The organism is Acinetobacter calcoaceticus, from assembly GCF_051947995.1.
Taxonomy (GTDB): domain Bacteria; phylum Pseudomonadota; class Gammaproteobacteria; order Pseudomonadales; family Moraxellaceae; genus Acinetobacter.
In genome coordinates, this window is sequence record NZ_JBLVVH010000049.1 from 1 (window position 1) to 239 (window position 239).

Annotated in this window: 1 pseudogene; it reads right to left on the reverse strand. The window is 43.9% G+C overall.

The annotated features are described in order from the left end of the window. Positions 1-239: pseudogene (locus ACNQO6_RS18505) on the reverse strand (MobV family relaxase); the annotation flags it as partial.

Below are 239 nucleotides of genomic sequence, written 5' to 3' on the forward strand. Positions count from 1 at the left end.
AGGCTCATTATTATCAAGCAAAGCAGTATAGTTAGCCCCCTCTCTGATAACACCCTCTAATTTGCTCTGTATTGCGTTATAAGCCAGTTTTTCAGGCTCAGTGGTACATTCGCCTACTTTATCCCATAAATGCGCTCTATCAGCCTCTATTTGCGTTCTACGATCATTTTCCAGTACCTTCCTAAATTCTATTGCCTGTTGTCGCTCCTGCTCTTTTGCTAACTGTTCACGGTGCGCCC